The organism is Streptomyces virginiae (assembly GCF_000720455.1).
In the GTDB taxonomy this organism is placed as follows: domain Bacteria; phylum Actinomycetota; class Actinomycetes; order Streptomycetales; family Streptomycetaceae; genus Streptomyces; species Streptomyces virginiae.
In genome coordinates this window covers 175738-198008 of the sequence record NZ_JOAK01000005.1, presented here as the reverse complement: position 1 = coordinate 198008, position 22271 = coordinate 175738, and the positions used below count along the sequence as shown (strand labels likewise).

The 22271-nt window shown below is 72.7% G+C and carries 18 protein-coding genes; 6 read left to right on the top strand and 12 right to left on the bottom strand.

Annotation, left to right across the window (positions count from 1 at the left end):
- Positions 1-38 precede the first annotated feature (38 nt).
- The 3 genes from IG86_RS0110575 to IG86_RS0110565 form a co-directional block, all read right to left on the bottom strand.
- On the bottom strand, positions 39-1940 hold the full coding sequence (locus IG86_RS0110575) for a glycoside hydrolase family 18 chitinase (RefSeq protein ID WP_078848614.1): 1902 nt from the start codon (positions 1938-1940) through the stop codon (positions 39-41).
- Between the two features lie 136 nt (positions 1941-2076).
- Positions 2077-2730: a response regulator gene (locus IG86_RS0110570; protein ID WP_030896467.1), complete on the bottom strand. Its 654-nt coding sequence runs from the start codon at positions 2728-2730 to the stop codon at positions 2077-2079.
- Positions 2727-3911 (bottom strand): sensor histidine kinase, encoded by a 1185-nt coding sequence (locus tag IG86_RS0110565; protein WP_045937356.1) that lies wholly within the window; start codon positions 3909-3911, stop codon positions 2727-2729. Before IG86_RS0110565 ends, IG86_RS0110570 begins: the two co-directional genes overlap by 4 nt.
- Before the next feature lie 161 nt (positions 3912-4072).
- Between IG86_RS0110565 and IG86_RS0110560 the strand changes: the two genes are divergently transcribed.
- Positions 4073-4648: a hypothetical protein gene (locus IG86_RS0110560; protein WP_030826838.1), complete on the top strand. Its 576-nt coding sequence runs from the start codon at positions 4073-4075 to the stop codon at positions 4646-4648.
- Positions 4649-4670: 22 nt separating this feature from the next.
- Here IG86_RS0110560 and IG86_RS0110555 read toward each other — a convergent pair whose 3' ends face one another.
- The gene (locus tag IG86_RS0110555; RefSeq protein ID WP_030826835.1) at positions 4671-5243 is read right to left on the bottom strand and encodes a cob(I)yrinic acid a,c-diamide adenosyltransferase; all 573 of its coding nucleotides are present in this window, start codon (positions 5241-5243) and stop codon (positions 4671-4673) included.
- 215 nt (positions 5244-5458) lie between these two features.
- Between IG86_RS0110555 and IG86_RS0110550 the strand changes: the two genes are divergently transcribed.
- The 3 genes from IG86_RS0110550 (at position 5459) to IG86_RS0110540 (ending at position 9612) form a co-directional block, all read left to right on the top strand.
- Positions 5459-6307 (top strand): 3-hydroxyacyl-CoA dehydrogenase family protein, encoded by an 849-nt coding sequence (locus IG86_RS0110550; protein ID WP_030660329.1) that lies wholly within the window; start codon positions 5459-5461, stop codon positions 6305-6307.
- 172 nt (positions 6308-6479) lie between these two features.
- Complete coding sequence (locus tag IG86_RS0110545) at positions 6480-6803, top strand: STAS domain-containing protein (protein WP_030153791.1); 324 nt, start codon at positions 6480-6482, stop codon at positions 6801-6803.
- A 190-nt stretch (positions 6804-6993) separates the two neighbouring features.
- Positions 6994-9612 (top strand): ATP-binding protein, encoded by a 2619-nt coding sequence (locus IG86_RS0110540; protein ID WP_157854804.1) that lies wholly within the window; start codon positions 6994-6996, stop codon positions 9610-9612.
- Positions 9613-9667: 55 nt separating this feature from the next.
- On the opposite strand, the gene nucS is transcribed toward IG86_RS0110540, so the two are convergent.
- Entirely contained in the window at positions 9668-10339 is a 672-nt protein-coding gene (gene nucS / locus IG86_RS0110535) for an endonuclease NucS (protein WP_030660334.1), read from the bottom strand.
- Positions 10340-10558: 219 nt separating this feature from the next.
- Here nucS and IG86_RS0110530 point away from each other — a divergent pair, with 219 nt between their 5' ends.
- Positions 10559-10951, top strand: a complete 393-nt coding sequence (locus IG86_RS0110530; RefSeq protein ID WP_030660337.1) for an SCO5389 family protein — start codon at positions 10559-10561, stop codon at positions 10949-10951.
- A gap of 23 nt (positions 10952-10974) precedes the next feature.
- Here IG86_RS0110530 and IG86_RS0110525 read toward each other — a convergent pair whose 3' ends face one another.
- Positions 10975-12006, bottom strand: coding sequence for an LLM class flavin-dependent oxidoreductase (locus IG86_RS0110525; protein WP_030826828.1), 1032 nt, complete (start codon positions 12004-12006; stop codon positions 10975-10977).
- Positions 12007-12236: 230 nt separating this feature from the next.
- On the opposite strand from IG86_RS0110525, the gene IG86_RS0110520 reads away from it, so the two are divergent.
- Positions 12237-12563 carry a hypothetical protein gene (locus IG86_RS0110520; protein WP_030037143.1) on the top strand — a complete coding sequence of 109 codons (327 nt, stop codon included), beginning with the start codon at positions 12237-12239 and terminating at the stop codon, positions 12561-12563.
- A 20-nt stretch (positions 12564-12583) separates the two neighbouring features.
- Here IG86_RS0110520 and IG86_RS0110515 read toward each other — a convergent pair whose 3' ends face one another.
- From IG86_RS0110515 to scy, 6 genes are all read right to left on the bottom strand, one after another.
- Positions 12584-13417 carry an ABC transporter permease gene (locus IG86_RS0110515; RefSeq protein WP_030826825.1) on the bottom strand — a complete coding sequence of 278 codons (834 nt, stop codon included), beginning with the start codon at positions 13415-13417 and terminating at the stop codon, positions 12584-12586.
- Positions 13414-14529 carry an ABC transporter ATP-binding protein gene (locus IG86_RS0110510; RefSeq protein WP_030826822.1) on the bottom strand — a complete coding sequence of 372 codons (1116 nt, stop codon included), beginning with the start codon at positions 14527-14529 and terminating at the stop codon, positions 13414-13416. The genes IG86_RS0110515 and IG86_RS0110510 overlap by 4 nt, the downstream gene beginning before the upstream one ends.
- Positions 14530-14682: 153 nt before the next feature.
- Positions 14683-15459 (bottom strand): ABC transporter permease, encoded by a 777-nt coding sequence (locus IG86_RS0110505; protein WP_030826819.1) that lies wholly within the window; start codon positions 15457-15459, stop codon positions 14683-14685.
- 2 nt (positions 15460-15461) lie between these two features.
- Complete coding sequence (locus IG86_RS0110500) at positions 15462-16475, bottom strand: ABC transporter ATP-binding protein (RefSeq protein WP_030826815.1); 1014 nt, start codon at positions 16473-16475, stop codon at positions 15462-15464.
- A 101-nt stretch (positions 16476-16576) separates the two neighbouring features.
- Positions 16577-17515 carry a coiled-coil domain-containing protein gene (locus IG86_RS0110495; protein WP_030660359.1) on the bottom strand — a complete coding sequence of 313 codons (939 nt, stop codon included), beginning with the start codon at positions 17513-17515 and terminating at the stop codon, positions 16577-16579.
- A gap of 196 nt (positions 17516-17711) precedes the next feature.
- Positions 17712-22268 (bottom strand): polarized growth protein Scy, encoded by a 4557-nt coding sequence (gene scy / locus IG86_RS0110490; protein ID WP_030826813.1) that lies wholly within the window; start codon positions 22266-22268, stop codon positions 17712-17714.
- Positions 22269-22271: the final 3 nt, after the last annotated feature.

Genomic DNA, 22271 nt, shown 5'->3' with positions numbered 1-22271 from the left:
GGGAGACGGGGGCGGACCCGTCTCCCCGGCTTCGGTCTTTACTGCAGCCCGGTGTGGACCGCGTTCGCGAGCTCACCGTTGGTGGTGTCGCCGCTGAACTCCCAGTAGAAGGCTCCCCGCAGGCCCTGCTGCTTGGCCCAGGTCATCTTCCCGGCGATGGTGGCGGGGGTGTCGTAGCTCCACCAGTTGCTGCCGCACTTGGCGTAGGCCGTGCCGGCGACGGTTCCGGTGGCCGGGCAGCTGTTCTTGAGCACCTTGTAGTCCTCGATGCCCTGCTCGTACGTGCCCGGGGCCGGTCCGGTGGCGGTGCCGCCGGGGGCGGCCTGGGTGACGCCGGTCCAGCCGCGGCCGTAGAAGCCGATGCCGAGGTTGAGCTTCGAGCCGGGGACGCCCTTGGCCTTGAGCTTGGCGATGGCGTCGGCCGAGTTGAAGCCGGCCTGCGGGATGCCCGCGTACGAGGTCAGCGGGGAGTGCGGGGCCGTCGGGCCCTGGGCCGCCCAGGCCCCGAAGAAGTCGTACGTCATGACGTTGTAGAAGTCGGTGTACTGCGCGGCGCCCGCGTAGTCGGCCTTGTCGATCTTGCCGCCGTCCGAGGCGTCGGCGGTGATGGCCGCGGTGACCAGGTTGTTCGCGCCGAACCGGGACTTCACGGCCTGCATCAGGTTCTTGAAGGCTGCCGCTCCGCTGGTGTCGCAGGACAGGCCGCAGGCGTTCGGGTACTCCCAGTCCAGGTCGATGCCGTCGAAGACGTCGGCCCAGCGCGGGTCCTCGACCAGGTTGTAGCAGGACTGGGCGAAGGCGGTCGGATTGGCGGCGGCCTGCGGGAAGCCGCCGGACCAGGTCCAGCCGCCGAAGGACCACAGCACCTTGATGTTCGGGTACTGCTTCTTCAGCTTGCGGAGCTGGTTGAAGTTGCCGCGCAGCGGCTGGTCCCAGGTGTCGGCGACGCCGTCGACGCTCTGGTCGGCGGTGTAGGCCTTGTCGTAGTCGGCGTAGGCGTCACCGATCGTGCACTGGCCGTTCTGGACGTTGCCGAAGGCGTAGTTGATGTGCGTGATCTTGCTCGCCGTACCGGACGTGACCAGGTTCTTCACGTGGTAGTTGCGACCGTAGACGCCCCAGTTGGTGAAGTAGCCGAGCTTGACCTTGCCGCCCGGGTCCGGCGGGACGACCCCGCCGGTCGTGGTGACCGTGGTGGAGCCGGAGGAGGGACCCGTCTGGTCGGCGGTGTCGCGGGCGGTGACGCTGTAGGTGTACGTCGTGCCCTTGGTCAGGCCCGAGTCCGCGTAGCTGGTCCCGGTGACGGTGGCGATCTTGGCGGAGCCCCGGTAGACGTCGTAGTTCTTGACGCCCTTGTCGTCGGTGGCCGGGGTCCAGGTCAGGGTCAGCGAGGTGTCGGCGACGTTGCTCGCGGTGGGGGCGCCGGGAGCCGTGGGGGGAGCGTCGCCGGGCTGGGTGCCGCCGTCGCAGGAGGCGCCGTTGATCTTGCAGCCGCTCGGGGCGCCGGAGCCGGAGCCGTTGAAGCCGAAGCTGGCGGTGGCGCCGGGGGCGAGGGTGCCGTTCCAGCCGACGTTCTTGGCCGTCCAGTGCGTCCCGGAGGCGGTGACGGTGGCGTCCCAGGCCGAGGTGACCGAGGTGCCCGCCGGGTAGTCCCACTCCACGGTCCAGCTGCTCAGGGTGGTGGTGCCGGTGTTCTTCACCACCCACTTGCCCTCGAAGCCGGACCCCCAGTCGGAGACCTTGGTGTACGTCGCGGTCGCGGAGGCCGCGGCCTGGGCCGGGCCGGCCAGGGCCACGAGCCCGGTGACGGGCAGGGCGAGCACGGCGACGACCGCCGCGACTCTGGTGAAGAACCGGGTGCGCCTGGTGGGGGGTGGGGATGCTGTGCTCAAGGGTGCTCCTCCGTAGGTCCGTCGCGGCCGTGGGGCCGACTGCGACATGGGGGTGGGACCTGCGCCGCCCGTGAGCACGCTTTGTCATGGCACGCTCACCACAGTGTTGCCGCGAGCGTAGAAAGGTCTGGACCAACCGTCAAGAGGTCCAGACCGGTGTCGCCCGTCGTCCGCCGGGCGCCCGCTAGATGCCCAACTCCTGCGCCAGGACCGCCGCTTGGAGTCGGCTGCGCAGCTCCAGCTTGCCCAGCAGCCTGCTGACGTGGGTCTTCGCCGTGGCCTCCGCCATCTCCAGCCGCTCGGCGATCTCCGCGTTCGACAGGCCCTCGCCCAGAGCGCTCAGCACTTCCCGTTCACGGGGCGTGAGGGAGGCGACCGCCGCCGCCCGCCCCGGCTCAGGGGCGCTGCGCACCGGACGCGGCGCCGCGAACTCGGCGATCAGCCGTCGGGTCACCGCCGGGGCGATCAGGCCCTCCCCGCGCGCGACCGTCCGTACCGCCGCCATCAGCTCCGCCGCGTCGGCGTTCTTCAGCAGGAAGCCCGCGGCGCCCGCCCGCAGCGCCCCGAAGACGTACTCGTCGAGGTCGAAGGTGGTCAGCACCAGTACGTCCGCCAGGCCCTCCTCGACGACCTGCCGGGTCGCGGACACCCCGTCGAGCCGGGGCATCTGCACGTCCATGAGGACGAGATCCGGCCGCAGCTCCCGGGCCAGGCGCACCGCCTCCTCCCCGTCGGCCGCCTCGCCCACCACCTCGATGTCGCCCGCGCTGCGCAGGATGAGCACCAGCCCGGCCCGCACCGCGCCCTGGTCCTCCGCCACCACCACTCGAATGGTCATGCCTCCACCACCTTGTCCTCCGCGGGCAGTGACGCCCGTACCTGCCACACCGCACCGCGGCGGCCCGCCGCGAACTCCCCGCCCAGCAGTTCCGTCCGCTCCTTCATCCCGATCAGCCCGGCCCCCGAACCGGGCGCGCGGGGCCCGGGGCGGTCCCCGTAGGGCGAGTCCACCGCCACGCTCAGCAGCCCGTCCTCGTGCGCCACGCGGACCGTCACCGTGCCGGGGGCGGCGTGCTTGAGGGCATTGGTCAGGGACTCCTGGACGATCCGGTACGCCGCCAGCTCCACGGGGGCCGCCGCGGGCTCCCCGGACGGCCGGTCGTCGTGCAGTACGAAGGTCAGCCCGCTGGCCGAGCCGTTGGTACCGGCCTGCCCGATCAGGGCGTCGAGGCCGTCCAGGGAGGGCACCGCGGCCGGCTCCCGGTCGCCGCCGGCGTCCCGCAGCAGCCCGATCAGGCGCCGCATTTCGGCCAGCCCCTGCACGCTGTTCTCGCGGATCACGCCGAGCGCGTCGCGGCTGGTCGCCGCCGTGTCGATGGAGAGCGCGGCGGTGGAGTGGATGGCGATGGCGGAGAGGTGGTTGGCCACCATGTCGTGCAGCTCCCGGGCCATCCGGGCGCGTTCGGCGGCCACGGCCTGCTCGCGGTCCATCTCGGCCAGCAGCGCCGTCTGCTCGGCGCGCAGCCGGGCGGCCTCGGCGGCCTCGCGGTGGTTGCGCAGGGTGGCGCCGGTCAGCGCCGGGGCGAAGCTGACGATGCCGGTGATCGCGCCGATCAGCAGGGCCTGGGGGGTGCGCAGCCAGGCCAGCGAGGCGATGGTGACGACGACGGTGATCAGGCCGGTGCTGACCGGGAGCCGCCGGGCCATGGCCGGCGTGCCGTACACGACGGCCGCGTACATCAGGTCGGTGAAGATCACGACCGTGGCGAGGCTGCCGACGGTGAACTGGTCGGCGATCACCCCCACGGTGCCGACGGCCAGGGTCACCCGGGGTCGGGTGCGGCGCAGCAGCTCCATCGCGCCGAGGGCCACGAGGGGGACCAGGGCGGCCCAGGCGGGCAGGAAGTCGCGGTCGCGGCTGCTGTACACGCCGAGCGACCAGAACACCAGACCGGCGGCGACGCTGACCACCGCGAGGAGGACGTCGTCACGGTGGGGGCGCAGGCTCTTCTCGGTCACGGTCCCATCCAACAGGGTCTACGGCCGCCGCACGTCGGCGGAGCGGCCGAGGCGCGGCTACATCGAAGGATGCAGCCGCACATGGTCATTCGCGACGACGAATCGGGCCGCGGCGGGCGGGAGCCTTGAAGGACGACGCACCCGAGCGGAGGGAGAATCCCGTGATCGTCGCGCTGATCATCGCCTGTGAGGTCGGCTTCTGGGTCCTGCTGGCGGCGGGACTCGCCCTGCGCTACCTCGCGAAGATGCCCCGGCTGGGGGCGGCGGTCCTGCTCTGCGAGCCGCTGATGGAGCTGGCCCTGCTGGTCGTCACCACGATCGACCTCAAGAACGGCGCCGAGCCGGACTGGAAGCACGGTCTCGCCGCGCTCTACATCGGCTACACCGTCGCCTACGGGCACTACACGATCAAGTGGCTCGACGGGCACGCCGCGCACCGGCTCGCCGGGGGACCGAAGCCGGCGGGCGCCGGCTACGGCAAGCGGCGGGCCCGGCACGAGTGGAAGCTCTGGGTCCGTACCGTGATCGCCGCGGCCGTCGCCCTGACCCTGCTGCAGGCGGCCATCTGGTACGTCGGCGACGCGGGCGACGTCAGCTCGCTCCAGGCCTGGCAGTTCGGCGCCCTGCGGGCCGTCGGCATCCACGCCCTGGTCGCGGCGGCCTACACGATCTGGCCGAAAAAGGCCCCCGCGGGCGCCGAGGAGGACCGGCCTTCCCTCGCCGCGAGCGAGCGCTGAGCCGCCGCGTCCGCCAGGCCGTCTAGCGTTCGCCGCCCGGCACCCACAGCACGTCCCCGACCTCCTTGTTGGCCACCCGCGCCAGGATGAACAGGAGGTCGGAGAGGCGGTTCAGGTAGGTGGCGGTGAGCGGGTTCATCGTCTCGCCGTGCACCTCCAGCGCCGCCCACGTCGAGCGCTCGGCGCGCCGGACCACCGTGCAGGCCTGGTGCAGCAGGGCCGCGCCGGGGGTGCCGCCGGGCAGGATGAAGCTGCGCAGCTTCTCCACCTGCTCCAGGAAGAGGTCGCAGTCGGCCTCCAGCTTGTCGACGTAGAACTGCTCCACGCGCAGCGGCGGGTACTCGGGGTTCTCCACGACCGGGGTGCACAGGTCCGCGCCCACGTCGAACAGGTCGTTCTGCACCCGGACCAGCACCTTCACGACCTCCGCCGGCAGGCTGCCGAGCGCGATGGCCGTCCCGATGGCCGCATTGGCCTCGTTGGCGTCCGCGTACGCGGAGATCCGCAGGTCGGTCTTGGCCGTGCGGCTCATGTCGCCCAGGGCGGTCGTGCCCTTGTCGCCGGTACGGGTGTAGATGCGCGTGAGGTTCACCATGCGGCCAGGGTAGACGGGCCCGCCGGGCGGCCGCCGACCCGCCGCGGCGCGTGAACTGTGAGGCAGCGCACCGGTCATGGGCCGTACCGGTGTGATGTCCGTCATCTGAGACGTGACGCGTGTTACTTCACGGTCACACCGCACCCCCCGGACGCTAGTCTCCGCCGGAGTGGCTACGAAGCCGTGCCGTATTTGAGAACAACGAGGGGTGTGCAGTGGCTGGGAAGCTCGCCGTCATCGGTGCGGGACTCATGGGTTCCGGGATCGCTCAGGTCTCCGCTCAGGCGGGATGGGACGTCGTGCTGCGCGACGTCACCGACGCCGCGCTGACCCGGGGCACGGACGGGATCAAGGCCTCGTACGACAAGTTCGTCTCCAAGGGCAAGCTGACGGCCGAGGACGCCGAGGCGGCCCTCGCGCGCATCACGACGACCACCGACCTGGACGCGGTCGCCGACGTCGACATCGTGGTGGAAGCGGCCTTCGAGAAGATCGAGATCAAGCACGAGATCTTCCGCGCGCTCGACAAGATCGTGCGCGAGGACGCCATCCTCGCCTCCAACACCTCCGCCATCCCGATCACCAAGATCGCGGCCGTGACGGAGCGTCCGGAGCGGGTCGTCGGCGCGCACTTCTTCTCGCCCGTCCCGATGATGCAGCTGTGCGAGCTGGTCCGCGGCTACAAGACGAGCGACGAGACCCTCGCCGCGACCCGGGCGTTCGCCGAGTCCGTCGGCAAGACCTGCATCGTCGTCAACCGCGACGTCGCCGGCTTCGTGACGACCCGTCTGATCTCCGCGCTGGTCGTCGAGGCCGCCAAGCTGTACGAATCGGGCGTGGCCTCCGCCGAGGACATCGACATCGCCTGCAAGCTGGGCTTCGGTCACGCGATGGGCCCGCTGGCCACGGCCGACCTCACGGGCGTCGACATCCTGCTGCACGCCACCAGCAACATCTACACGGAGTCCCAGGACGAGAAGTTCGCGCCGCCGGAGCTCATGCGCCGCATGGTGGACGCCGGGGACATCGGCCGCAAGAGCGGCCAGGGCTTCTACAAGCACTGAGAGCGGTCCACCCACTGAGCGCCATCGTTCGAATGCCTTCACCCGTCAGGGTGAATTAGGTATCGGTTCGCTCACGGTCGGCAACTTCCCTGCCCGCGCGGCAGTCAGTTGCAGTGAGAGTTGCCGACCACGGACCAGTTGCCATACGTACGCAGTACTGCCGGGAGTACACATGCACATCAGGGGCGACCACGCCGAACTCGCTGTCGGGGGCCGCCTCGACGTGCGCAGCGCGGCGGACGCCCGTACGGCCCTCCACACCGCCCTCGACGACGGCCACGGCGACCTCGTGCTCGACCTCACCGGGCTCGACTCCTGGGACGCGACCGGCCTCGGCGTGATCATGGGCGCGCACCGGAGGGCCGGCCGGACGGGACGACGCCTCGTCCTGCGCGGGGTGCCGCCGCAGATGCAGAGGCTGCTCGTGGCGACCCGCCTGCACCGGATCCTCGCGATCGAGGGCGGCCTGGAAGCCGAGTCGCTGCCCCGGGTCTGACCCGCAAGCCGCTGACCTTTGCATTTCCTGCGGAAAGTAACGGTCCGGTGGTGATCGAGCCCCTACGGTTTCCCGCACGACCGGCCACGGTCTAGGGTTCGGGCGGAAACCGGACCAGTGGCGACAGCGGGTGCGCGACGGCCGGGCGGTACGACGGCGAGGCGCGCGGCCCGCGATGGGGGACTGGGTCATGGACCGTACACAAGGGCAGAGCGGGCGGGACGAGCAGGGCGCGGGCGGCCCCGGGACGCCGTCATCCGCCTCCGCTTCCGCCGCCGCGCCCGCGTCGACCGGGCAGGCGCCGACGCCGTCCGGACCCCCCGGGCCCGCGCGCGTCGTCACCCTGACCGCCGGGGACTTCACCCTCACCGTCAACCCCGTCGACGGCAGCGAGATCGAACCGCTGCGGCCCGGCACCGAGCGCGGCCGTCCCGCCAAGCGCGACGCCGCCGCCCGCGCGGTCCGGGACGCCGCCGCCCGGCCCCCCGTACTGCCCGGGCCCCCGATATCCGGCCGGCCCCTGCTCGCCCGCGGCGAGGAACTGGAGCGACTCGTCCGGCTCCTGGGCCGCGGCCGGTCCGTCCGCCTGACCGGACCTTCCGGTTCCGGACGCAGCGCGCTGCTCGACGCGGTCGCCGCCCGGTGCGCGGGCCTCGCCCCCGACGGGGTCGTACGGATCAGCGGGTACGGGCACCAGCAGCCCGGAGAACTGCTCCACGCGCTCTACGCGACCGTGTACGACGCCCCGCGCGAGCGCCCCGAACGCGACGAGCTCCTCGCCCGCGTGCGCGACATCGGGGCCGTCGTCCTCCTCGACGACCTGGAGATGGGCGGCAGCGCCCTCGACGAGCTGCTGCGCGCGACCCCCGAATGCGCCTACCTGCTGGCGGCCACCCCCGAAACAAAGGCCCCTTCCGACGACTCCCACGTCGAAGAGGTCTTCCTCACCGGACTCGGCAAGGAAGACTGCGTGGCGCTGCTGGAGGCGGGCCTGGGACGGCCGCTGACGGACGAGGAGACCGCCTGGGCGGGCGACCTGAGGTTCGCCTCCGAGGGGCTGCCACTGCGCTTCGTACAGGCCGCCGCGATGCTGCGGCAGCGCGACGAGCTCAACCACAGCGACGAGGACGACGACGAGGAGGAGCCCGGCGTCTTCGAGGAGCGCCCGCGCGACAGCGGAGTGGTGCCCCTGCCGACGCTGGCCGAGGGCGCGGCCCCGGCGGAGCTGCTCGCGTCGCGGGTCAGCGAGTCGGCGCGGGCGGCCCTGCGGATCGCGTGCGCGCTCGGCGGCGAGCTGCCGCACCACGCCCACCTGCCGGCGCTCGTGGGGGACACCCACGCGGACACGGCGGTGGCGGAACTGCTGGACTGCGGGCTGCTGACGCCCGTCGGGACGCGCTACCGGCTGGCCGCCGGGGTCGCCCGCCAGCTGGAGGACGTCGGCTACGGGGACACCGCGTCGGAGGAGGCCCGTACGGCCGCCCGGCACTACGCCTGGTGGACCGGGCACGCCTCGGTGGTTCCGGAGCGGGTGGGGAGGGAAGCGGACGCGGTGCTCGCGGCGCTGGCCGGCGCGGACGTGGTGGCCGCGGCGGTGCTGGCGCGCACGGCAGCCCCCGCCTTCGCGGCCTCGCTGCACTGGGAGGCCTGGGAACGGGTGCTGCGCTCGGGGGCCGAGGCAGCGCGCAAGGCGGGAGAGGTCGCCGAACAGGCGTACTTCCACCACGAGCTGGGTGTGCTCGCCCTGTGCGAGGGGCGTGTCGACCGGGCCCGCGCCGAGCTGGAGACCTCCATCGGGCTGAGGGGCGCGCTGGCCGACAAGCGGGGCACCGTGGCGGGCCGGCGGGCGCTGGCGCTCGTCGTGGACCGGGAGGTCGCGGGGGCCGCGGCCTCGCCGCCGCTGCGCCTGGAAGCCCCCGCGGCCGCCTCGGAGGCCGTGACCGTGGCGACCCCCGCGACCCCCGCGACTCCCGCGACCCCCGCGACCCCCGCGACTCCCGCGACTCCCGCGACTCCCGCGACGCCGGCCGTGCGGACGGACGCGGTCACGAAGGCCGTCCCGGCGGCGAAGTCGGCTCCCGCCCTCCGGTCCGGTCCGGCCGCGGCCCCCCGGGTGGATCCGGCCGTCTCCGCGGCCGCCGTGACCCGCGTGGCCCCCGTGACACCGGCGGTCCCGGTCTCCGCCGAGGCGGTCACCCGGATGACCCCCGTGGTACCGGTGAACCGGCGCTCCGAGCCGCCCACGACGCTCTCCGAGGTGTTCGAGGACGCCTTCCCGCTGTCGCCGCAGCCGGCCCCGCCCGCGGCCCCGGTCCCCGCCACCGTCCCCGCCGGGCCCGCCCGGGGCGCGGGCCGCCGCCGGCGGGTGCTGCTGGCCGCCGCCGGAGCGCTGACGGTGGTCGCGCTGGGCACCGTCGTGAGCCTGGCGATGAGCTCCTCGGACACCGAGCCGCCCGCGGACGGCCCCGCCGTGTCCTCGACTCCGACGACCGCGGCGCCCACCACGGTGCAGCAGAACAGCGGGAACGATCCTGCAGAGGAACCGCCCGTGACCGCGCCGTCGGACGGGGGCACCACCCCGGGGGCGAGCGCCGCCGCGCCCACGCCCGGCCGCACGCCGGGCCGTACCCCGTCCCGCCGCCCGTCCTCGACGCCGAGCAACTCCCCGCGGCCGGGCACCCCTTCGACCGCACCGACCGCCACGGAACCGACCCCGACCGTCACGGAGACCGGCGAGGCCACGCCGACCGCCACCGCGCCCACCGGACCGGGAACGGCCACCGCCACCTCGCCGACCACGGCCCCCTGAAACGCCGACGGCTCCGTCCTCGCGGACGGAGCCGTCGTTCGTTCGCCGAACGGGATCAGAACAGGCGGAGCTTGTCGTCCTCGATGCCGCGCAGGGCGTCGTAGTCCAGCACCACGCAGTCCATCCCGCGGTCCGTCGCCAGCACCTTCGCCTGCGGCTTGATCTCCTGCGCGGCGAAGACGCCCCGGACCGGGGCCAGGTGCGGATCGCGGTTGAGCAGCTCCAGGTAGCGGGTCAGCTGCTCCACGCCGTCGATCTCGCCACGGCGCTTGATCTCCACGGCCACCGTCGCGCCCGAGGCGTCCCGGCACAGGATGTCCACCGGGCCGATCGCCGTCATGTACTCGCGCCGGATCAGGGTGTAGCCCTCGCCCAGGGTCTCGATGCGGTCGGCGAGCAGCTCCTGGAGGTGCGCCTCGACGCCGTCCTTGATGAGCCCCGGGTCGGTGCCGAGCTCGTGGGAGGAGTCGTGGAGCACTTCTTCCATGGTGATGATGAGCTTCTCGCCCGCCTTGTTGACGACCGTCCACACACCGGCGTCGTCACCGCTCCCCTCTTTGAGGGTGCACGGCGGCGACATCCAGTTGAGCGGTTTGTACGCCCGGTCGTCCGCGTGGATCGAGACACTGCCGTCGGCCTTCACGAGGATCAGACGGGGTGCCGAGGGCAGATGGGCGGTGAGCCGGCCCGCATAGTCGACGGAGCAGCGGGCAATCACGAGACGCATGGTCGGCAACGCTACTCGACCTACGGCCCTCCACGCGATTCGCCCCTGAAAGCCCCGTTCGCCGATGGCGCGTTGTATGCGCATTCTCCTGGTGCGTCACCCATGGGGCGCCTACCGTGGTGAGCGGGAGGTCGTCGAGCGTGCACTCTGCGTCGCGATCTCCTTCCCTGCCCGTAAGACTCCGGCAACCAGTCAGCCGGGGTCGCGAGAGGAGAACCCATGTCGCTCGACGTCTCACCGGCCCTACTCGAACAGGCCGAGCGAGGCGAGGTCGACGAAGCCGCTTTCGTCGACTGCGTCCGGACCTCCCTGCCCTATGCATGGGAGATGATCAGCTCGCTGGTGGCCCAGCTGAAGGTGGACGGCGGACAGTTCGCCGACAACCAGACGCCGCCGCCCGACGAGCAGGCGCGTGGGCAGCTGCTGCGCGCACTCGCGAGTGACGCGATACGCGGTGCGCTGCAGCGGCACTTCGGAGTGCGCCTGGCATTCCAGAACTGTCACCGGGTGGCGGTCTTCCCGCTGGATCCCTCGGTGGACGACCGGCTGGCCAAGTTCACTTCGATCCGCGGCCAGCTGCTCAACCAGTCGCCGGAACTGCGGGACTGCTGAGCCGAGGCCCGAGCCGGTAGATCTCAGCCGAGACGGGGCAGGACTTCGGCGCCGAGTCGTCGTACGTTCTCCTCCGTCGCGGCGAGATCTCCGGAGCCCTCCGTCAGGAGGGCGAAGCGCGTGATGCCCGTGCGCGCGGCGGTGGCCGCCAGGCGGTCCGCCGCCAGCCGTGGAGTGCCCACCGGGTGCAGGTCGCACAGCAGTTCCGTGTACGCGACCGGATCCCGCATCGCGCGCACGCGGCCGTCCACGGTCACGTGCGCGTCCAGGCCCAGCCTGAGCCAGCCCGGCATGGACTTCAGCAGGGTCTCGCGCGCGTCCGCGGTGGTGTCCGCGATCTGGCACACCCCGGCGGACACGTGTCCGGCCGCGGCCACGTGCTCGGGGGAGTGGCCCGCCGCGAGCGCGGTGCTGCGCCACAGCGCGACCATCTCGGCCTTGTTCTCGTCCCCGCAGTGCATGCCCAGCAGCATCGGCAGCCCCCGCCGCGCGGCCATCCGCACCGACGACGGCGAGGTGCAGGCCACGATCACCTCCGGGCCCGATCCGTCCCCGTCCAGGGCCTCCGACGGCCGCGGTACGACGGCCACCTCGCGGAAGGCGTACCGCTCGCCGGCGGCGCCCACCCGCGCCTGCGTGAGCCATCGCCGCAGCAGGTCCAGGGACTCCGGGAAGCCCTTCTCGTAGGCCTCCAAACCGCCCCCGAAGACCTCCAGGTCGACCCACGGCCCGCCGCGCCCCACCCCGAGCGTGAAGCGGCCGCCCGAGGCCAGGTGCAGCAGCGCCGCCTGCTCCCCGAGGGCGACCGGGTGGGTGCTCGGCAGTACGCTCACGGCCGTGCCCACCCGCAGCCGGCGGGTCCGGCCCAGCAGCAGCCCCGCCAGGGTCACCGCCGACGGGCAGACCCCGTACGGGACGAAGTGGTGCTCGGCGAGCCAGACCGAGTCGAGCCCGGCCTCCTCCGCCACCTCGGCGGTCCGCACCGCCCGGTGCAGTGCCTCGCCCTGTCCCTGGCCCGGGAACTGGGCCGCCAGTACAAACGCTCCTACGCGCATCGCCTTTAGCCTCCTCGCGGCTGACGCGGCCTCCCCCAGGTGGACCGGTTCTTCCTATGGCAACAACGTCTGACACGTGCCAAAGGCACGGGCTGACACGAAAGTTATTGGGATTGTCGGGCCAGTCCCGGCCGGCGGCCCGGCCCCCCGTAGACACCCTGCGGGTACCCGGCCTCGCTGCGCGTAGTCTGGAAGAAAGTCACTGCCGTCAGCCCATCCGTGAGGTATACGTGTCACCGCGCAACAACCGCCGCAGGGGCGGCGAGACTCCGGACGAGCGCCCGGGGAGCGGCCTGGACCGCTTCGGGCTGGAGCGCACCGAGGAGTACCAGGGCGAGGACTGGAAGGTCCGGCACGTCGCGGGCGCGAGCGCGGCGGGCAAGCGCTACCGCTGCCCCGGCTGCGACCAGGAGATCCCCTCCGGCACCCCGCACCTGGTGGCCTGGCCCGAGTACGGCGGCGTGGACGACCGGCGGCACTGGCACAAGGCCTGCTGGAACGCGAAGGACCGCCGCACCACGAAGGTGCAGCGGTCCCGCAACGCGCCGAGGTACTGACCCCGGAGAGGCCCGGCCGGCTAGACGTCCCGGCGGCCTACGACGACGTACGAGGCGGCCACGGCAGCACCCGTGATCAGCATGATGATCAGCAGGTTGGACAGGTTGCTCGGTGCCGGGCCCATGTCGCTCTCCTGCATGCCGAACAGCTGGCTCAGCGCGACCGGCACGTTGCGCTGGAGGACCGCCCGCCCGATGGGGGCCACGGCCTCCCAGACCGTGAGCATGGCCCCTATCACCGGCGGCAGCGTGACCACGCCGAGCATGACGGCGATCGCCCCCGCCGAGTGCCGCACCAGCGCGCCGACGGCGAGTGCGAGCACCCCGAGCAGGGTGACGTAGAGGCAGCCGGCCGCGGCGCCCAGCCACTCGTCCGCCGCGTGCGGGCCGGCCGCGGACCCGGCGTGGGCGAGCATGGCGGCGATCCCGACCACGAAGACGGACAGCGTGGTGGCGACGAAGGCCGTGATGCTGAAGACGAGGTACTTCGCGGTGAGCACCCGGAAGCGGTCCGGGGCGGCGGTGAAGGTGGTGCGCACCAGCCCGGTGGCGTGCTCCGAGGCGATGGTCAGCACACCGAGGACCATCACCGCGACCTGCCCGACCATCAGGCCGAAGAGGGCGGGCGTGGTGAAGGAGATGGACTCGTAGTCCCGGTCCACGCTCTGCGTGACGAAGAGCAGCCCGATGCCGACCACGGTCAGTACGAGGGCGCCCAGCGTCCACAGGGTGGAGCGGATCGAGATCAGCTTGGTCCACTCCGAGGCGAGGGCGTGCCCCAGGTGCGGCCGCGGCGTGGGCAGCGGAGAGCTGTAGCTCCGCGGCTGATCCGGCGTCGTGGTCGTCGGGGTCATCGGGTGTCCTCTGCGGAGTCCTTGGCGGTGCTCGCGAGCTCGCCGGGATTGCTGGGCATCAGGAAGGGTTTCCCGCCCGCTCCGGGCGGCGGCGGGGCGAAGAAGCCCGCCTGCGGGACCTCCGGGGCCGACGGCCCGTCCTCCCAGGCCGGGAGGGCCAGCGGGTCCTGCTCCCACAGCTCGGCCCGCGGGTCCTCGGTGGAGGTGTACTCGACGGCGGACTGGGTCATCCGCATGTACGCCTCCTCCAGCGAGGCCCGGTGCGGGGACAGCTCCCACAGCCGTACGCCGGCCGCGTGCGCGAGGTCGGAGATGCCGGGCAGCTCCAGCCCGGTCACGCGCAGTGCTCCGTCGGGCTCCTGCAGGACCCGGCCGCCCGCCTTGGAGAGGGCCCTGCCCAGCGTCTCCCGGCCATCGGGATCGGTGTCGGCCGCACGCACCCGAGCGAATCCGGCCGAGTTGTGCGCGATGAACTCCTGCGTGCCCATGTCGGCCAGCAGCCGGCCGCGGCCGATGACGATGAGGTGGTCGGCGGTCAGCGCCATCTCGCTCATCAGGTGCGAGGAGACGAAGACGGTGCGGCCCTCGGCGGCGAGCCGGCGCATCAGGTTGCGGACCCAGAGGATGCCCTCGGGGTCGAGCCCGTTGACCGGCTCGTCGAACAGGAGGACCTGGGGGTCGCCGAGCAGCGCCGTGGCGATGCCCAGGCGCTGCCCCATGCCGAGCGAGAAGCCCTTCGTACGCTGCCGTGCGGCGTCCTGGAGGCCGACGACGGCCAGGACCTCGTCCACCCGCTTCTCCGGGATCCCGGAGAGCTGGGCGATGGACAGCAGGTGGGTGCGGGCCCGCCGGCCGCCGTGCACGGCCTTGGCGTCGAGCAGGGCCCCGACGTGCCGCTGGGCGTTCGGCAGCTCCCGGAAGGGGAGGCCGTTGATCGTGACACGGCCGGAAGTGGGCCGGTCGAGGCCCACGATCATGCGCATGGTCGTGGACTTCCCGGAGCCGTTGGGCCCCAGGAAACCCGTCACGTGACCAGGCTTGACCTGGAAGGACAACTGGTCGACGGCGGTCTTGGCGCCGAAGCGCTTGGTCAGGCCGACTGCCTCGATCATCTTGCTGCCCCTTACCAGGCCGGGACGACTCTCGCCCGTGTAAGGGTTAAGAGGATAGCGAGGATCCTACGGTTCCGTCCCGGGCCGGATCCCTGATCCGTCCCCGAGGCCGACCCTGGCATGACCCGTAGTCCTTCCGGAGGGGACCGGCCGTCAGGCGTCCCTCTTATTGAGGACGAGGTAGCCCCCGAGTACCGAGGCGGCCACCCACAGGAGCATGATCCCGAGCCCGCCCCACGGCCCGTACGGGGACTCCGCGCTGCCCATGGCGTTCGGTACGACCTGCATGATCTTCGATCCGGCCGCGGTGGGCAGGTACTGGCCGTACTCGCGGGTCGCCTCGAAGGCGTTCAGGAGGTTGGTGACGATCAGGAAGAACGGGATCAGGATGCTGATCGAGGCGACCGAGCTGCGCAGCATGCTGGCGACGCCCATGGAGAACAGGGCGATGAGCGCCATGTACACGCCGGCACCGACCACCGCGCGCAGGACGTTCTCCCCGTCGAGACCGGTGCCGTGGTCGCCCAGGATCGCCTGGCTGAGGAAGAACGACACGAAGCTGGTCAGCAGTCCGACCAGCAGCGCCAGCACCGTGGCCACGGTGAGCTTGCCGAACAGGAAGCCCCCGCGGGCGGGCACGGCGGCCAGGGAGGTGCGGATCATGCCGGTGCTGTATTCGGTGCTGACCACCAGGACGCCGAAGACGATCATCGCCAGCTGGCCGAACTGCATCCCGGCGAAGCTCACCAGGGTGGGGTCGAAGGTGGCCCGCTCGATCTGGCTCATGTCGTCGAAGCTCGCCGCGACGGCGGTGGAGATCAGGGCGCCGAAGCCGGCGGTGACGATCAGGGCCAGCGCGAGCGTCCAGCTGGTGGAGGCGACGGTGCGGATCTTGGTCCACTCGGAGGTGAGGACGGCGGAGAAGGCCATGGTCACTGCCCGCCCTTGCGTGCCGAGTCGAAGCCGGCGCCCCAGGCGGGGACGTCGGCCGGCCGGGCCGGGTTGTCACCGGCGGCGCCTGGTGCGCCGGGTGCGCCCGGTGCGTGGGAGTGGTACTCGACGGAGTCCGCCGTCATGCGCATGAACGCTTCCTCCAGTGAAGCCCGCTGCGGGCTGAGTTCGTGCAGCACGATCTGGTGCTGGGCGGCCAGCTCGCCGAGCTGCTCCGCGCCGGCGCCGTCGATCTCCAGCGTGCCGGTGGCGGGGACGCTGACGGCGTTGATCCCGGCGTCGTGCAGGACGTCCTTGAGCCGCTCCTGCTGCGGCGAGCGCATGCGGACGTAACTGCGGGAGTTCTGGTGAATGAAATCAGCCATAGAGGTATCGGCCAGTAGTCTTCCCTGTCCGATGACGATCAAATGGTCTGCGGTCAGCGCCATTTCGCTCATCAGATGGGAGGACACGAAGATCGTGCGCCCCTCTGCCGCCAGGCCCTTCATCAGATTGCGGATCCACAGAATTCCCTCGGGATCCAGACCATTGACGGGTTCGTCGAACATGAGGATCTGCGGATCACCCAGCAATGCGGAGGCGATTCCCAGCCGTTGGCCCATGCCCAGCGAAAATCCTTTGGACTTCTTCTTGGCCACCGGCGTCAGCCCGACCAGGTCCAGCACCTCGCCGACCCGGCGCTCCGGGATGCGGTTCGACTGGGCCAGGCAGAGGAGGTTGTTGTACGCGGTGCGACCGCCGTGCATGGCCTTCGCGTCCAGCAGCGCACCGACGTGCTTCAGCGGTTCCTGGAGGTCCCGGTAGCGCTTCCCGTAGATCCGGACCGCGCCGCTGGTCGGATTGTCCAGATCCAGCATCATGCGCATGGTCGTCGACTTGCCCGCCCCGTTGGGGCCGAGGAAGCCGGTCACCACCCCCGGTCTGACCTGGAAGCTGAGGTTGTTCACGGCGGTCTTCGCGCCGAATCGTTTCGTGAGGCCCTCGAGCTCGATCATGCGGCCACGCTAGAGCGCCCGAGGGCCCTACGCCACCTCAAAAGAGTGACATAGGGCCCTCGATCAGGCTCTTTTCGCTACCGGCGAGTAATGCCCGCGGTCTAGCGGCTCTGCTGCGCCGGCACGCCGCGGGTGACCGGCTCGTCGTCCACGATCGGGTTGGCCGCCGCGACGGCCGCACCGGTGAGCGTCGCCAGCATCTCGCGGACGTTGGTCAGCTGCGCGTTGATCGAGTCGCGGCGGTTGGTGAGCGCTGCCAGCTCGCGCTCCGACTCGCTGCGGATGCGGTCCGCCTTGGCGTTCGCGTCGGCCACGATGTCCTCGGCCTGGCGCTGCGCGGTCTCCACGGTCTGGCGGGCCCGGCGCTCGGCGTCCGTACGCAGCTTCTCGGCCTCCAGGCGCAGCTGCTCGGCGCGGTGCTCGATCTCCGCGAGGCGCTTCTCGGCCTTGGCCTGACGGGAGGCCAGGTCGCGCTCCGACTGCTCGCGGCGCTTGGCCAGGTTCGTCTCGAAGTCCGCGGCGGCCTGGGCGGCCTTGGCGCGGGTCTCCTCGAACAGCGCGTCGGCCTCCTCGCGCTTGGAGGCCGCGTCCTTCTGGGCCTCGGCGCGCAGGGTGGCGGCGTCGCCCTTGGCCTTCTCGACGATGCGGACGCCCTCGTCCTCCGCCTTCGACTTGCGGTCGGCCGCGAACGACTCGGCGTCGTTGCGCACCTGCTGGGCGGCCGACTCGGCGAGCTCACGGTGCTGCTCGGCCGCGCGACGGGCCTCCTCGCGCAGGTCCTTCGCCTCCTCCTCGGCCAGCCGCAGGATCTTCTCGACCCGGGCGCCGAGACCCGCGTACGACGGCTCGGCGTCGTTCACCTGGGCCTGGGCGTTCTGCGTCTCGAGGTGCAGCTCCTCGATCCGCTTTTCCAGAGAGTTGATACGTCCAAGGGCGCTGTCGCGGTCGGAGACCAGCTTGGTAATGCGGTCGTCCACCTGACCGCGGTCATAACCACGCCGCACGAGCTCGAAGCCGAAGGGGGAGGAAGTGTCGCTCATGGGGTTCCTGTCGAATGAGACCGATGAGGTGCTACGTGAGGTGTTAAGGGGAATCCTAGGCGCCCAGACGGCGTGTCATCGAGTCAATCCGCGTTTGATCTGGACAATGACACCCCTTTTGAGTGGCAAGGCGGCGGATTGCTTGTCACCCGTTCGCCTGAACCTTCATCAGGTGCACACATCCCCGACCACTTGGCTAGCCCTCTGACGACTTACCACCCGAACGAGTGGACCCCGCTGTCACTCCGGCCTTGGTGCCCCCCGCTCCCTGGCCGCCGACCGTGGACTTTCCGCCGCCCGAAGGCGCCTCGAATGATTCCAACGCCTCAAGAACGTCCTGGACACGGGAGATCTCCCCCTGAATGTCCTGCCGCCTGCGGACCAGGACCTCCAGCTCGCGACGGCCCTCCTCGACGAGGCGCTCGGCCTCCGCCTTGGCCTCCGCCAGCGCCTTCTCGGCCTCCCGGGCCACCTCGGCCTTCTTCTGCTCGGCCTCCTTGAGCAGCGCCTCCGCCTTGCGGACCGCCGCGATGCGCACCTTGCTCGCCTCGCTGCTCGCGTCCGACAGCAGCTCCTTGGCCTTCGCCTCGGCCTCGACGCTCTGCTCGGTCGCCGCGCGCACCAGCTTGTCCACGCGCTCGCCGGCCGACTTCATCTGCTCGGCGGACTCCCGGCGGGCCCGCTCGTGGAGCTCCTCGACCTCGCCCTCGACGCGGCCGCGCAGCTCCTCCGCCCGCTCCCTTATGGCGGCGGCGTCCGTGCGCGCGCCGACCAGCAGCTCGTTGGCGTCCGTACGGGCCTTCTCCACCAGGGAGTTGCCCTCGACGGTCGCCTCCGACGTGATCCGCGCCGCCTCCTTGCGGGCCGCGTCGACCATGGCGTCGGCCTGCTCCTCGGCCGCCGTGGTGGCGGCGAGGGCCTGCTTCTGCGCGTCGACGGTGAGCTTGTCGGCCTCCGTCGCCGCCTCGGTGATGAGCCGGTCGACCTGCTCCGCGGCCTCGCTGCGGCGCTTGTTCGCCTCCTCGCGGGCCTCGTCCAGCAGCCGCTCGGACTCCGTACGGGCCTCCGCGCGGATGCGCTCCGCCGCGGTGGCGGCCTCCGACTTGACCCGCTCGGCCTCCGACCGGGTGCGGGCCGCGTGCTCCTGCGCCGAGGACAGCGCCTCCGAGGCGTCGGCGCGCAGCCGCTCCGCCTCGGACGCCGCCTCGCCGACCGTGCGCTCGTTGTCCTTGCGGGTCTGCTCGATGAGCTTGTCCGCCTCGGACGCCGCCTCGGTGATGAGCCGGTCCGCCTGCTCGGCCGCCTCGGTGCGCAGGCGGTTCGCCTCGGCGCGCGCCTCGTCCAGCGTCTGTTCGGCGTCGCGCTCGGCTCCGGCCAGGGTCTCGCCCGCCGCGGCCGTGACGCGGTCCGCCTCCGCGGTGGCCTCGCCGATGATCCGGCCGCCCTCCGCGCGGGCGTCGTCCAGGACCCGGGCCGCGTCGGCGCGCAGCCGCTCGGCCTCCGCCGCGGCCTCGGCGACCTTGGCCTCGTTGGCGACGCGGGTCTCGTCGATGAGCCGGTCGCCCTCGGCACGCGAGTCGACCATGATCTTCGCGGCGTCCCGCTCGGCGCTCGCCAGGGTCTCGGCCGCCTGGGACTTCAGCCGGGCCGCCTGGGTGGTGAGGCGCTCGGCCTCCGCCGCCGCCTCGCCCACGGTGGCCGCGTTCGCGGCGCGGGTCTCCTCGATGAGGCGGTCCGCCTCCGCGGAGGCCTCGGTGATGAGCCGGTCGACCTGCTCGGCGGCCTCGGTACGCAGCCGGTTGCCCTCGGCCCGGGCCTCGTCCAGCGTCGCCGCGGCCTCGGTGCGGGTGGCCTCGGCGGCCTCGGCCGCCTCGCGGGTGACCCGTTCGGCCTCCGCCTCGGCGTCGGCGACCGTGGCCGCGTTCGCCGCGCGGGTCTCCTCGGTGATCCGCGCGGCCTCGGCCGCGGCCTCGGCGGTGATCAGGGCGCCCTCGGTGCGCGAGGCCTCCAGGGACTCCGCCGCCTCGCCGCGGATGCGGTTGGCGTCGTCACGGGCGTCGGCCCGGGTGCGGGCGGCGTCCCGCTCGGACGCGGCCAGCGCGTCCGTGGCCTCGGTACGCACCCGCTGCGCGTACTCGGCGGTGTCGGCGCGCAGCTGCTCCGCCTCGGCGATCGCCTCGCCGACGGTCCGCTCCGCCAGGGCCTTCGCCGCGTCCGTCTCCGCGCGCGCCTCGGTGCGGATGCGGCCCGCGTCCTCGGTGGCCCGCTCCCGCTCCTCGTAGGCGTCGGCGCGGACCCGGGCGGCCTCTTCCTCGGCCTCCGTCTTCGTACGCTCCGCCACGTGCTCGGCGGCGCTGCGCAGCCCGGAGATCTCCTCCTCGGCCTGCTCGTGCAGGCCGGCCACGGCGTCGCGCACCTGCTGGGCGGTGGCCTCGGCCGCCGACACCAGCTCGGACGCGCGGCGTTCGGCCTCCTCGGTCAGGCGGGCCGCCTCGGCCTGCGCCTCCTCCGAGCGGCGGCGGGCCGCGGCCAGCAGCTCCTCGCTCTGCTCGCGGGCCTGCGCCCGCTCCTGCTCGGCGTCGGTCCGGGCCGACGCCAGGGTCTCCTCGGACTCCCGGCGGCGCCGGGCGGCCTCCTCCTGGGCGGCGGCCAGCGCCTCGGCGGCCTCCTCGGCGACCCGCTCGGCCGCCGCCTTGGCCTCGGCGCGCAGCCGGTCCGCGGTCTCCTGGGCCTCGGAGCGCACGCGCTCGGCCTCGGCCTCGGCCTCGCCGCGCAGCCGTACGGCCACCTGCTCGGCCTCGGCGCGCACCCGGCCGGCGTCCTGCGCCGCCTCCGTGCGCAGCTGGTCGGCCTCTGCCTCGGACTGCGTCTGCAGCGTGCGGATGCGTTCCGCCGACTCGGCGCGCAGCCGGTCGTTCTCCTCGCTCGTCTCGCGGCGGATGTTCTCCGCCGCCGTGCGGGCGTCACGCAGCGTCTGTTCGGCCGTGGTCAGCCGGGTCTCGGCCTCCCTGTGCAGCCGTACGAGCTCCTCGTCGGCCTCCGCCCGCTTCGCGGCCAGCGCCTGCTCGGTCTCCTCGCGCCGTGCGAGGGCCGCCGCGTCCGCCTCGGCGCGGACCGACTCGGCCTGCTCCTCCGCCTCGCCGCGCAGCCGCTCGGCCTCGGCGCGGGTCCGCTCCAGGGTCTCCTCGGCCTGCTTGCGCAGGGTTCCGGCCCGCTCGACGGCCTCGGCGCGGACCCGCTCGCTCTCGGTGGTCGCCCCGGAGCGCAGCTCGTCCGCGTCCGCCTTGGCCTTGCCGAGCAGTTCCTCGGCGGTCTTGGCCGCCTCCTCGATCTGCTGGACCGCCTCGCGGCGGGCCTCGCCGCGGATCCGCTCGCCCTCGGCGACGGCCTCCGCGCGCAGCTGCTCGGCCTCGCCGCGCAGCCGGCGGGCCTCCTCCTGCAGTTCGACCGTGCGGGCCCGGTACTCCTCGGTGTCGTCCTTCGCGGCGCCCTTGAGCTCGTCGGCGGTCGCCGCCGCCTGCAGGCGCAGCCGGTCGGCCTCGGCCTCGGCCTCGCGGCGGATCCGCTCGGCCTCCTCGGACGCGGCCCGGGTGGTGGCCCGGGCGTCCTCCGAGGCCTTGTTCAGTACGTCCTCCGCCGTGCGGGCGGCCTTCGCCAGCTGCGCCGCCATGTCCTCGGCGGCTGCCGTGCGGGCGCTGTCGCCGGCCTCGGCGCGTACCCGCTCGGCGTCCGCGCGGGCGTCGGCCAGGGCCTGCTCGGCCTCGGCCTTGAGGAGTTCGGCCTCCTTGGTGGCCTCGCCGACCAGCCGGGCGACCTGTTCCTTGGCGGTGCGGGTGCGCTGCTCGTTGACGGACTCCGCCGACGCGAGCTGGCGCGACGCGCTCTCCTTGGCCTCCGCGAGGACCTTCTCGGCCTCGGCGCGGGCCTCGCGCAGCGCGGACTCGGCCTCCTGCACGCGGGATTCGGCGACCCGGCCGAGGTCGAGGGTCTGCTGCCGGGTCTGCTCGGCCTCGGCGGAGGTGGTGGAGCGCAGCCGTTCGGCGTGCTGGGTGGCCTCCTGCGCCTGCGCGGAGGCGGCGGTCAGCAGCCGCTCGGCCTCCTTGCGGGCGCGCAGCAGCGTGGACTCGGCCTCCGCGCGGGCGGCCTCGGCGTCGGCCGCCATCCGGCGCCGGGTCTCCTCGGCGACCCGGGCGGCCTCGGCGCGGGCCGCGTTCAGCGACTGCTCGGCCTCGGCGCGGGACTCCTCCATGAGGCGGCGCGCCTGGGCCTCCGTACGGGCGCGCAGCTGCTCGGCCCAGGCCACGTTCTCGTTGACGTGCGCCTCGACGGTCTGGCGGCGCTCGTTGAGCTCCTGGTCCAGCCGCTGGCGGCGGTTGACGGCCTCGCCGTGCAGCTCGGCCTGCAGGCGCGCCTGGTGCTCGGCGTGCTCCTGCAGGATGCGCTGGGTCTGCGCCCGGGCGTCGCGCAGCTCGCGCTCGGCGTCGGAGCGCATCTGGTCGGCCTGGATCTGGGCATTGCGGAGCAGCTGCTCCGCCTGGTAGCCCATGTCCGCGCCGTCGTAGGCAGGACGGGACGCCAGAGCCCGGCGTACCTCGTGGAGCTTGGCGCGCAGCACCTCGACCTGGTAACCCAGGTCTTCAGCGTGCTGGACGGCCTTCCCGCGCTCCTTCTTCAGCCGCTCCATCTCGGCCTCGAAGCGCGAGAGATGGTCGGCCTCGGCCTGATGGCTCTCCTGGCTTTCGTAGCCCCGCACAGC

What these genes read in the sequence shown, in the direction of transcription:
- IG86_RS0110575 (WP_078848614.1), bottom strand. Translation starts at nt 1,940, where the DNA reads ATGTCGCAGTCGGCCCCACGGCCGCGACGGACCTACGGAGGAGCACCC.
- IG86_RS0110570 (WP_030896467.1), bottom strand. Translation starts at nt 2,730, where the DNA reads ATGACCATTCGAGTGGTGGTGGCGGAGGACCAGGGCGCGGTGCGGGCC.
- IG86_RS0110555 (WP_030826835.1), bottom strand. Translation starts at nt 5,243, where the DNA reads ATGGTGAACCTCACGCGCATCTACACCCGTACCGGCGACAAGGGCACG.
- IG86_RS0110545 (WP_030153791.1), top strand. Translation starts at nt 6,480, where the DNA reads ATGCACATCAGGGGCGACCACGCCGAACTCGCTGTCGGGGGCCGCCTC.
- IG86_RS0110540 (WP_157854804.1), top strand. Translation starts at nt 6,994, where the DNA reads ATGGACCGTACACAAGGGCAGAGCGGGCGGGACGAGCAGGGCGCGGGC.
- nucS (WP_030660334.1), bottom strand. Translation starts at nt 10,339, where the DNA reads ATGCGTCTCGTGATTGCCCGCTGCTCCGTCGACTATGCGGGCCGGCTC.
- IG86_RS0110530 (WP_030660337.1), top strand. Translation starts at nt 10,559, where the DNA reads ATGTCGCTCGACGTCTCACCGGCCCTACTCGAACAGGCCGAGCGAGGC.
- IG86_RS0110525 (WP_030826828.1), bottom strand. Translation starts at nt 12,006, where the DNA reads ATGCGCGTAGGAGCGTTTGTACTGGCGGCCCAGTTCCCGGGCCAGGGA.
- IG86_RS0110515 (WP_030826825.1), bottom strand. Translation starts at nt 13,417, where the DNA reads ATGACCCCGACGACCACGACGCCGGATCAGCCGCGGAGCTACAGCTCT.
- IG86_RS0110510 (WP_030826822.1), bottom strand. Translation starts at nt 14,529, where the DNA reads ATGATCGAGGCAGTCGGCCTGACCAAGCGCTTCGGCGCCAAGACCGCC.
- IG86_RS0110505 (WP_030826819.1), bottom strand. Translation starts at nt 15,459, where the DNA reads ATGGCCTTCTCCGCCGTCCTCACCTCCGAGTGGACCAAGATCCGCACC.
- IG86_RS0110500 (WP_030826815.1), bottom strand. Translation starts at nt 16,475, where the DNA reads ATGATCGAGCTCGAGGGCCTCACGAAACGATTCGGCGCGAAGACCGCC.
- IG86_RS0110495 (WP_030660359.1), bottom strand. Translation starts at nt 17,515, where the DNA reads ATGAGCGACACTTCCTCCCCCTTCGGCTTCGAGCTCGTGCGGCGTGGT.